We start from the raw sequence: 8,925 nt of genomic DNA, 5'->3' as shown, positions 1-8,925 counted from the left end.
TCCCCAATTTCTGCGGACAACTTTTGGGATAAGTTTTAATCAATTTTGTACGCCTTGGCTCACATTCATTCAGGTATTTTGCGTCTATACCAATCCCCCTCAATTTTCTATGATGAACACATAGAGAGCAGGATGCTCCAGATAACAATAAGAAATCGTAGCAATGGAATATGCAGGTACGACAGGAGTTATACCAACGCATCAAAGACATAAAAAAGCCCAACAGGATGTTGGGCTTTTTTATGTCTTGAATTTGGATTTCGTATAAGAGATTTGATGTTAAATGTATTAATTAAACGTATAGTTTTTTAATAGAAAAACAACCAAAATTTTGAACTATATTCCCCCTCTTTTAAAATCACCCCCAAGATACTTAATAAATTTTACGAAACAACTAAAACCACAGATAACATTGATAACATATTTTTTATATAAAATTATATAAAACAATAAATTACTAAATATTAAGTATTAAAAAAAACTATTCAATTATATTAATCATTAAAAAAATCTCTTTTTATTTATTAAGTTGTAATATTTATTGCAATTCATTAAGTTTATATGCACCACTAAGTTTTTGAATTTTAATTTAATTCGCTATATCTTAAGGACATGTTTAACGATATGGAGTTAAGTGATGAGTGCAAAGCAAAGAGCAGCACGGTCAAGAAAAATAGCAAAGACTTATAAAGAACGTCGTCAAAATTTGTGGCCAGAATTAACTGATGATGACTTTTGGTCTAAAGATAATAAGGGCTTTGTATGCATACCAAGATGTATGCCTATTATTATGCTGATAATGGACTATTTCTCTCCCAATAAGCCGTTATCTAAAACATATTTTTCTCTCTGGTGTCGCTGTTTTGATGAAATGCTTGTAAGAGCAGACAACCAAATTGTATTGGCGATGGAAGCAGGCTTTAGCGGTGAACGTCAGGTAACAACGTGGAAGTCGAGGGTAGATAAGCTTGAAGAACTAGGCTTTATTAAAAAGAAAAAAGGGTTTGATGGCGAAATGATCGTATTGCTAAATCCTTTTAAAATTATTCTTGGATTATTTGAATCTGAGAAAAACACACCATCTCTTCTGTTCTTAAAAGATGCTTTAGAAACAAGAGTTTTAGAAGTTGGATCTAATGACATCATTAATTTAAGAGATATTGAAGAGGATGAGGGATAAGTGGAAATATTATGGGAATTAATTGAAGAGAATCTGCGTCAATTAGATGCAGGCAAAAAGGCATCTCGAGTCCTAGTGGGGACGCTAACACCTACACAATTAAGTATGTTGAATGAGAAACGTAGCAGTCTCGGTTTTCCATTAGTAAGTGGAGAAATGTTTTTCATTGGTAGTCATATTTATGATAGTCGGTGTAAAAGGGATAATTATTCTGTAGATGATGTCTTAGCTCAATTAAAGGGTGCTTTGAGTGATAGTTCAATCATTCAAATTAGAAGTGGGGGAAGATCAACAATCTTACAAAGTACTGAATATAGAAAAGATGCTTATGAGAATGAATTTGTAATAGATGAAGTGATTTTTGAGTGTACTAGCAAGAATCCATTAATAGAAATTTATTCTGTAATTCCAAAAGGAGATAAAAACAAACCACCAAAAAAATAAGGGATTGTTAAATTAACAATCCCTTTATGGACATTGCTTATAACACAATGTCATATAGCATTCGCCTGGGTAGCATATATATCCAGCGCACCAACACTATATGCATATACTATAGCGTTAAAGTATATAAATTGCTAGTAACCTTACTTTTTCTTTTGTTTATATTCGTTTAATTTTTTTCCGCATTCAGAAGACTTATTCCGAGTGCCATCTGATATAGCAGCTTTCATATTTTCTTTTTCATCTTTACGACCATCTGCATATCCTGCTTCATAGCCAACTGCTATACCTATTTCATAGACTTGCTGCATTAAGTCTGTAAGTTTTTTCTGTTGTTCTACAGGAGTAATATCATTCTGCTGTGGAGTTTTCATATTTAATTCTCGCTTTCTCTCTCAACGCATCACGCATTTCATTAGTGAACTTGAGCTTTGGTTTATTTTCAAAGTCTTTAGATTTCGTAGGTTTAGCCTTCTTTATCACTTTAAATTGAATAATATTGTCAGTCATAACTATTCCATCTCAGAAATTAAGAAATTTGACAAAATACACATTACTTATATAATTTATATTTGTCAATATAAGTTATATAAGGTTTTAATAAATTGGCTAGACCACCATATAGAACAGATGACATTCAAGTTGAAGTTAAATCTGAAGTTCAAGTAACAAGATCGGATACCGCATCTGTAAGAAGAGCAATACAAGATATAAATAGGCAAATTGATAAAAGACGATCAAATATTGATGCAGTTTTAAGAGATGCAAGGACTTTAGATACTTCATCAGTAACGCAATTAATAACAGAGCGTGAAAATCTAAATCAATTGCATGAAAGATCTCAAGAATTACAAAATCAGTTGATTTCTAATGTGCCATCATCTTCAGCCAGTCTTTCTACTCAAGAAAAAAGGGAAATAGCTGGTCTTTACCGATCAGGTTTATATACTCAGAAGCAGTTAGCTGATCAATATGGGGTTACGCAGTCTGCTATTAGTCAAAGTGTAAGGAATAATGAAGATTAATAATTTTTCCTAAAATTAACATAATACACCTTATGCGAAATCAAAAATGGGAGCTTACAGCTCCCATTTTTACTAGTTTTTTTTAATTTTAAGCATTTTGAACTGTAAGTTTTAAACCCAAAGCATTCACTACACGATTGATCGTATCAAAACGAGGTGCAGAGTCATGACGAAGTGCTTTATAAAGTGCTTCACGTCCAATACCAGCCTCTTTAGCAATTTGCGTCATTCCTCTTGCTTTAGCGATTACACCAAGCGCATGAGCTAATTCAGCAGGATCATTATCTTCAAGAACCATATTGAGATACATCACAATATCTTCTTCAGTTTTAAGTGATTCAGCCATATCAAAACTTGGTAAATCAGCGACCTTAACCATTTTTAATCCTCCAATGTTTTAGATAATTTGACTGCTCGCTTGATATCATCTTGCTGTGTAGATTTATCACCGCCACCTAGCATCACAATCACAACATCACCATGTTGGATATAGTACATTCTCCAACCCGAACCGAAGAACTCTCTCATTTCCCAAACACCTTCTTGGAGAGGTTTAATGTCTCCCCAATTTCCACGCTGAACTTTATCTAATCTACGGTTCAAGCGAATACGGGTCATATTGTCTTTAATGTCATCTAACCATTCATCAAATTCAGGCAGACGTTTAATTTCAATCATGAGGCTTCCTTCTGTTCTCACTTAATTGTATTCGATCGAATACATTAAGCAAGTATTTTTCCTCTCGATTCATATACAAAATTTGTAAATTTCGCATAAGCGCCATTATGTTAAATCGGGGGTATAATTAGTTAATCTTATATAAATACTTTGAACATGACTGTAGTAGAAAAAGTAGTACCTGTCATATTTAGACATGTAGATAAAAATATTGAAATATTAGTTTTTAGACATCCTATTGCAGGCATTCAAATTGTAAAAGGTACTGTTGAAGCTAATGAAAATCTAGAGAATGCAGCTATACGAGAGCTTTTTGAAGAGTCTGGAATTTCATCTGCAAGTATTGACTCATATCTCGGGTTACATTATCCATCTGAATTAGGACCTAATTGGCATGTGTTTGTGTGCCATACGACAGAAACATTAAAAGATAATTGGACGCATTTTTGTAATGATGATGGTGGGCTAGAATTTGAATTTTTTTGGCATCCTCTTACTGAAGAGCCAACGAATGAATGGCATCTACTTTTTAAAGAATTACTAGAGTTTATAAAATCAAGCTATTAAATTTCCCTAAAATTAACATAATACACCTTATGCGAAATGCTTGAATTTTTCCTATAAGCATCAATATCTTAACTAAAGCCGTTCCAGTAAACAGCGCACTGGAACGGCTTTTTTGTGATTTGTCACGTTCCACGTCTATTCTTTGATCTTTGTTTCACAACTTTGTGTAGTTTTATTTAACCATTTGGTAGGAAGAATCGGCTCAGGAAGCCACGCTTTTTAGGCTCAGGTTCAACATGCTCAGGAACAGGGATTCTCTTACTTGGTGATGGGATTTCACCCTCAACTTCAACAGGTGTTTCTACTTCTGCAGTCTCTGGAGGTGTTGGATCTTCTATTTTGTGGGCTTTGGGAGCCTCCAATAACCGTTGCATAGTCTCGATCTGATTTTGATAGAAAGATTCACGATCTTTCGCATCATCAAGCTGATTTTTCAGCATGTCTATCTGCTGTCTAAGTAGTAAAATTTCTGCCGAATTTGGACTGTCTACTTTTACAGAATCTTTTACATCCTGTTTTTTAATAGGTTCTCCAAAAACACGGATAGCTTCTGCTAAATCAATCTTATTGTCAGAATTTTTACTTAAAACTCCTTTCTTTATATTGTTGTAAATTGTTTGTCTATTGATGTTGTAAAGCTTGGAAAGTTCAAGAACTGTAAGGGTTTTCATCCTATAAACCTATGCCTAAACTTGTAAAAATTTACTGCCTATTAGACTGCCTAATAGACAAATGATCAAGTCTAAATTTTAGGCAGATGTAAAACCAACTTTTTCAAGGTAAGGGAGTAACTCTTCGAATTTTTGGGCATCTTTAAGCATTTCGGCAATGCGAACAGCAAACTGTTCAAAGGTTTCTGTCCCTTGAGAATAAGTATTCATTTCAGGAAGTCTAGACAGTTTATTGGCAAACAGATGTCGTTGAGGATCTGTTATTTTCGAGAAAATTTCAGATGAATTCTTTGTATTAATTACTTTCGCAGATGCATCCCTTTTTTGTTTAAAGGAGAAAGAGAATCCTGCGATAGAACGTCCTTTTTTATGTTGTTCATATTTAGCTTTTATATCGGTGAACTCATTTATCTGATTTAGGGCAAAATCTAAAACGTATGTTTTGAAATTACTCATCGTTTTATATTGATGAGCTTCAACACCTAGTTGTTGTCTAAATAGAGCTAGATCGAAAATAGGTGTTTTACCTGCGGATCGCCATTGAATTAATAATTCATAAAGCCGAATAGCATAAGAGCTAGTCAATCGTGAAACTTGCTCTAACTCATATTTAGTGAAGTTCTCTTCTAGTCTTGTAATAAGAGGAACAATATCTTGAGTGAACCTTAAGAAAACAATACCTGATTGAGCCTCATAACCAATTTTATCAACCCAACGGCAATGGAAGCTACGATCTTTACCTGTTTTAGGGTTGATATCATGGTATGTGACATATCGATCAAATAAGCTTTTTGAAGCATCTCGAAGCACAGTATAGGCAGTATGCTTTTCAACATTAAAAGTATTTATATAACTACTAGCATGCACTTCCAATAAGCTATTTTCTGTTATTCCATGACCTGTTTGTCTTGCTTCAGCAATAGCTAAAAGAATTAAACGTTGTTCAACAGTGTCTAAGGTATAGCTTGCTTGAATTAAAGCATTATCCTTTACTATTAATTCACTCATTTCTAATAATAAATTTATAATTAAACTAGGTTGTACAATAGACTATCTAAATATCAATGTCTATATAATTTATTAAGGTCGATAAACCTAGCTTTAAGGTCGATAAACCTAGTTTAATAGGTCGATAAACCTAGTTTAATAGGTCGATAAACCTAGTTTAATAGGTCGATAAACCTAGTTTAATGTCTTCTGAAATGCTTGCTATTAAAGGATTTCAGTTCACTTAAAAGCCTTAAAAGCATTAAAATAATTAAAAGCCTGAATTATGAAAAATTGCCCTTGGTTTTCGCTTCGCTCAAACTCTATTGAACTTCGCTTGCGCTCAGTTCGTCGGGGCAATTTTTTCTCTAATCTCTTTGTGAATTCTATAAAAACAAAAGCATTCGGAATTCGCTTCGCTCATATAATTTTTTATGCTCGCTTCGCTCGATTTAGAAGCTACTTTTTGTCATATGATTTTATTTCTAGCTAAATTTTTATAAATAATGCTTTTTCAGAGGGGGGAGAAATCAATTTTTCTGTGTGTCGCTCGTAGACACTCGCTTATATCCTCCTTATTGCTTCTTATTTTTCGTTTTTAGCCCTGTTTTCGTTTTTTAGCTAGAGAACAGTGTTTTTATTTTAACTGCGCTTAAATCGCATTCTATGCGTATTTATTAAGGGTTAATTTTTTCAAAATTTGCTCCGAGGGCTTTTTCATTTTTGATCAGCAGATCAGGAATGCACGCTTACTCGTTTCTCTGGAGAGAAACAAAATTGAGTTGTTAACCAAGCATTCTCTGTACGTCAATTTAGCCAGGTAAATCTCTTTTGGTCTCGGCACATGCCGAATATTTTTCTCACACACCACGCATCTATCGATGACATCGCTCAAACCCTTACTGTGCAATGGTTACAGCAATTTTTAGTAGTCTGAAAATCATGTACTTAAAAATAGGGTGTTTTTGAGATAAGTGACTGTATTTTATATAATTATTTTGTACACGTAATTGTACAAAAAAAATGCTATTTTTTTCTTTAAATATCTGATAAAAAATAATAAAAGTTTGTACAAATTTATTTTTTATTTTGTACATTTTTATGACTATATTTTTATGTATATATCTGAAATATAAATATATTTTTTTGTACAAAATAAAATGGTGTGAGGTTTTTCATTCTATGGGCAATAAAGTCAAAACTTATGCGGTAAGGTTACTACCTGAGATTGCTGAATTTTATGATCAATTAGCAGAATCAGAGGGGATTAGAACCAGTAAGTTGTTCAGTAAGATTTTATCTAATCATTTTCAGTCTAATGCTGTAACTCAACAGGCTAATCGAATTGAAAACCTTGTAGATAGGCTAGAGCAGCGTTTAGATGATTTCGAGCTGAAAAATAGTTTATCGGAGAAGTATTATGAGGATTTCAGTACAACATACATGATGTTGGTATGGCTGATGATGAAAAATGATGCCTCTAAAGATGAAATAAGAAATATGCAGAGCAAAGGTAATGCATACGCTGAAATAAATTTTTCTAAACAGGATTAAGTAATGGACAATATTATTCAGTTATCTAAACCATGTACGCTTTGTGGCAATAGGCAGAATGTTAAGTTGTTTGCTGAGCTAATGCTTTGTTCTCAATGTCAGCAAAATATTAGGATTACTAATCCTGGTATGTTTGCTTCAAATGAACAGATCGAACAAAAAACTCAGGATTAACCTGAGTTTCGCATAAGGTGTATTATGTTAATTTTAATTATTCTACATAGTTACATCTGTGCCTTATCTTCCCAAAATTTTGCTTTATCTAAATTTTTTTCTACACCTATTCCATATCGATACATAAATTCAAGATCCCTCATAGCCTCTTTACTGCCAAGAGACGCAGCTTTTTTAAATAAATCTAATGCCTTAGCAGTATCTTCAGTAACTCCCTCACCATTACGATATAAATTAGCTAAACCCACCATAGAATCAGTATGATTTAAGTCAGATCCTTTTGAGAACCACACAAAAGCTTTCTTATAATGTTCTTCAGCATCAGTTGGGTCCATATCTTCAACTAAACCAGCATATGTCGCATACCCATCACCAAGCCAATACATTGCATCGATATTGCCACTTTCCGCTGACTTAATAGCCCAGCTTTCGGCTTGAGCTTCATCTTCTTCAATACCGTAACCATGTATATATACATCGGCTAATTCTAATTGTGCTGATGAATCACCATTTTCAGCCTTTGTTAATAACTCATTTGAAAATGTTGGATTTGCCAAAGTTTCCATAGAAAAGATCAGTCCTAGAGCAATAGATGCAAGTTTGAAAAATTTCATTTTATGCCTTCAAATCAAAGTTATATTTAATTCGTTATGTTATTAATAATACTTTATTAAGATGAAAAATTAGAGTGATTTAACATAATGGCGATTATACGAAATTTTTAAATTTCTTTAATTATCATAAGGATAATCTCATTTTTTAAATTTCGTATAACGTGCATTATGTTAATTTTAGGGAATCTAACCGTTTCTTACTTATTTAAATTTTGGAAAAATGTAGGCTATTTATGTCATTTGACTTCGTAAAAATCTTTAAAGAAATTGATCTTCATAAAAATGATCTAGATATTGATAATTTCATGACAACGATCATCAATCATTGTCATGAAATGCAGCCAAACAAAAGTTGGGACCTATTCAAAGAATTAGATTACACAACAGAAGTTAAAAGTTTAGCAGCCCACGTAATTGACTCTTTAGAAAAAGAGGCTTCTCCCTTTATTGAGCAAGGGTTTTGGTTTGGTCTTTCTGATAATGGATATCTATATTTTGCAGTATCAGATCAATACATTGCAGAAGAAGATAACTTAGATTGGATGTCTGAAGCTAGAACATACTATCCTGAGCAAGGCACTTTTAGCTCTGAAATTTTACGATCTATTGAAGATTTAGCAGATGAAACAGAACTGGATAATTATGCTGAATATCCTTTGTTCTTAGCTTATGCACTTAAACTGGCACAAGCGTCAATGAATCATTATAAAACCGCTTACCCAGAAAGAAAGGTTGGGTACTCTATTGGATATGATTCAGGAGATTTTATTACTGGAGGATGGATCTAATCCCCCCATTTAACATAATGGGCGTTATGCGAAATGCAATCAAAATAATGATTTAAAATCAATAACTTAAAAATTTTCACCCACCCTGAAAAACAGAAAAAAATCGACTTGGAAACATGTCGGTTTCTTTTTGAGCAAATTTGTCATTTTTTGCCAATAAAATTGGTTAAAAAGCGATCAAAAACCGCAATTCCCTATAAGATATATGCCTTTTAAGATCAAATTCATCCCCAATTTCTGCGG

The 8,925-nt window shown here is 33.1% G+C and carries 13 protein-coding genes; 6 read left to right on the top strand and 7 right to left on the bottom strand.

Going from position 1 to position 8,925, the window contains the following annotated elements:
* Nucleotides 1–637 precede the first annotated feature (637 nt).
* Both AC1M9C_RS14770 and AC1M9C_RS14765 read left to right on the top strand, forming a co-directional pair.
* Complete coding sequence (locus AC1M9C_RS14770) at nt 638–1,180, top strand: hypothetical protein (RefSeq protein ID WP_481953963.1); 543 nt, start codon at nt 638–640, stop codon at nt 1,178–1,180.
* On the top strand, nt 1,181–1,624 hold the full coding sequence (locus AC1M9C_RS14765; RefSeq protein ID WP_481953962.1) for a hypothetical protein: 444 nt from the start codon (nt 1,181–1,183) through the stop codon (nt 1,622–1,624).
* A 143-nt stretch (nt 1,625–1,767) separates the two neighbouring features.
* On the opposite strand, the gene AC1M9C_RS14760 is transcribed toward AC1M9C_RS14765, so the two are convergent.
* On the bottom strand, nt 1,768–1,998 hold the full coding sequence (locus AC1M9C_RS14760) for a hypothetical protein (protein WP_178319582.1): 231 nt from the start codon (nt 1,996–1,998) through the stop codon (nt 1,768–1,770).
* Entirely contained in the window at nt 1,976–2,134 is a 159-nt protein-coding gene (locus tag AC1M9C_RS14755) for a hypothetical protein (protein ID WP_481953961.1), read from the bottom strand. Before AC1M9C_RS14755 ends, AC1M9C_RS14760 begins: the two co-directional genes overlap by 23 nt.
* 95 nt (nt 2,135–2,229) lie before the next feature.
* Between AC1M9C_RS14755 and AC1M9C_RS14750 the strand changes: the two genes are divergently transcribed.
* Complete coding sequence (locus AC1M9C_RS14750) at nt 2,230–2,649, top strand: hypothetical protein (RefSeq protein WP_481953960.1); 420 nt, start codon at nt 2,230–2,232, stop codon at nt 2,647–2,649.
* An 88-nt stretch (nt 2,650–2,737) separates the two neighbouring features.
* On the opposite strand, the gene AC1M9C_RS14745 is transcribed toward AC1M9C_RS14750, so the two are convergent.
* Together AC1M9C_RS14745 and AC1M9C_RS14740 are read right to left on the bottom strand one after the other, a co-directional pair.
* Entirely contained in the window at nt 2,738–3,028 is a 291-nt protein-coding gene (locus AC1M9C_RS14745; protein ID WP_481953959.1) for an addiction module antidote protein, read from the bottom strand.
* A gap of 2 nt (nt 3,029–3,030) precedes the next feature.
* Nucleotides 3,031–3,327, bottom strand: a complete 297-nt coding sequence (locus AC1M9C_RS14740; RefSeq protein WP_481953958.1) for a type II toxin-antitoxin system RelE/ParE family toxin — start codon at nt 3,325–3,327, stop codon at nt 3,031–3,033.
* A 156-nt stretch (nt 3,328–3,483) separates the two neighbouring features.
* On the opposite strand from AC1M9C_RS14740, the gene AC1M9C_RS14735 reads away from it, so the two are divergent.
* Complete coding sequence (locus AC1M9C_RS14735; RefSeq protein WP_481953957.1) at nt 3,484–3,894, top strand: NUDIX hydrolase; 411 nt, start codon at nt 3,484–3,486, stop codon at nt 3,892–3,894.
* 176 nt (nt 3,895–4,070) lie between these two features.
* On the opposite strand, the gene AC1M9C_RS14730 is transcribed toward AC1M9C_RS14735, so the two are convergent.
* Both AC1M9C_RS14730 and repM read right to left on the bottom strand, forming a co-directional pair.
* A complete protein-coding gene (locus tag AC1M9C_RS14730) occupies nt 4,071–4,565 on the bottom strand; it encodes a plasmid replication DNA-binding protein (protein ID WP_481953956.1) in 495 nt (164 codons plus the stop codon).
* A gap of 78 nt (nt 4,566–4,643) precedes the next feature.
* Entirely contained in the window at nt 4,644–5,573 is a 930-nt protein-coding gene (repM, locus tag AC1M9C_RS14725; protein ID WP_481953955.1) for a replication initiation protein RepM, read from the bottom strand.
* Between the two features lie 1,161 nt (nt 5,574–6,734).
* Between repM and AC1M9C_RS14720 the strand changes: the two genes are divergently transcribed.
* Entirely contained in the window at nt 6,735–7,106 is a 372-nt protein-coding gene (locus AC1M9C_RS14720) for a hypothetical protein (RefSeq protein ID WP_481953954.1), read from the top strand.
* 224 nt (nt 7,107–7,330) lie between these two features.
* Here the strand turns inward: AC1M9C_RS14720 and AC1M9C_RS14715 are convergent, their stop codons facing one another.
* A complete protein-coding gene (locus AC1M9C_RS14715; RefSeq protein ID WP_086044995.1) occupies nt 7,331–7,846 on the bottom strand; it encodes a tetratricopeptide repeat protein in 516 nt (171 codons plus the stop codon).
* A 281-nt stretch (nt 7,847–8,127) separates the two neighbouring features.
* On the opposite strand from AC1M9C_RS14715, the gene AC1M9C_RS14710 reads away from it, so the two are divergent.
* Nucleotides 8,128–8,682 carry a hypothetical protein gene (locus tag AC1M9C_RS14710; RefSeq protein WP_086044968.1) on the top strand — a complete coding sequence of 185 codons (555 nt, stop codon included), beginning with the start codon at nt 8,128–8,130 and terminating at the stop codon, nt 8,680–8,682.
* Nucleotides 8,683–8,925 lie beyond the last annotated feature (243 nt).

It is taken from the genome of Acinetobacter sp. 24-47-39, assembly GCF_056783825.1.
This window is presented reverse-complemented; position numbering and strand designations above follow the sequence as displayed.

Bases quoted from the DNA above. Each gene is read 5' to 3' on its own strand.
- AC1M9C_RS14770 (WP_481953963.1), top strand. From the start codon at position 638: ATGAGTGCAAAGCAAAGAGCAGCACGGTCAAGAAAAATAGCAAAGACT.
- AC1M9C_RS14760 (WP_178319582.1), bottom strand. From the start codon at position 1,998: ATGAAAACTCCACAGCAGAATGATATTACTCCTGTAGAACAACAGAAA.
- AC1M9C_RS14755 (WP_481953961.1), bottom strand. From the start codon at position 2,134: ATGACTGACAATATTATTCAATTTAAAGTGATAAAGAAGGCTAAACCT.
- AC1M9C_RS14745 (WP_481953959.1), bottom strand. From the start codon at position 3,028: ATGGTTAAGGTCGCTGATTTACCAAGTTTTGATATGGCTGAATCACTT.
- AC1M9C_RS14740 (WP_481953958.1), bottom strand. From the start codon at position 3,327: ATGATTGAAATTAAACGTCTGCCTGAATTTGATGAATGGTTAGATGAC.
- AC1M9C_RS14735 (WP_481953957.1), top strand. From the start codon at position 3,484: ATGACTGTAGTAGAAAAAGTAGTACCTGTCATATTTAGACATGTAGAT.
- AC1M9C_RS14730 (WP_481953956.1), bottom strand. From the start codon at position 4,565: ATGAAAACCCTTACAGTTCTTGAACTTTCCAAGCTTTACAACATCAAT.
- repM (WP_481953955.1), bottom strand. From the start codon at position 5,573: ATGAGTGAATTAATAGTAAAGGATAATGCTTTAATTCAAGCAAGCTAT.
- AC1M9C_RS14720 (WP_481953954.1), top strand. From the start codon at position 6,735: ATGGGCAATAAAGTCAAAACTTATGCGGTAAGGTTACTACCTGAGATT.
- AC1M9C_RS14715 (WP_086044995.1), bottom strand. From the start codon at position 7,846: ATGGAAACTTTGGCAAATCCAACATTTTCAAATGAGTTATTAACAAAG.
- AC1M9C_RS14710 (WP_086044968.1), top strand. From the start codon at position 8,128: ATGTCATTTGACTTCGTAAAAATCTTTAAAGAAATTGATCTTCATAAA.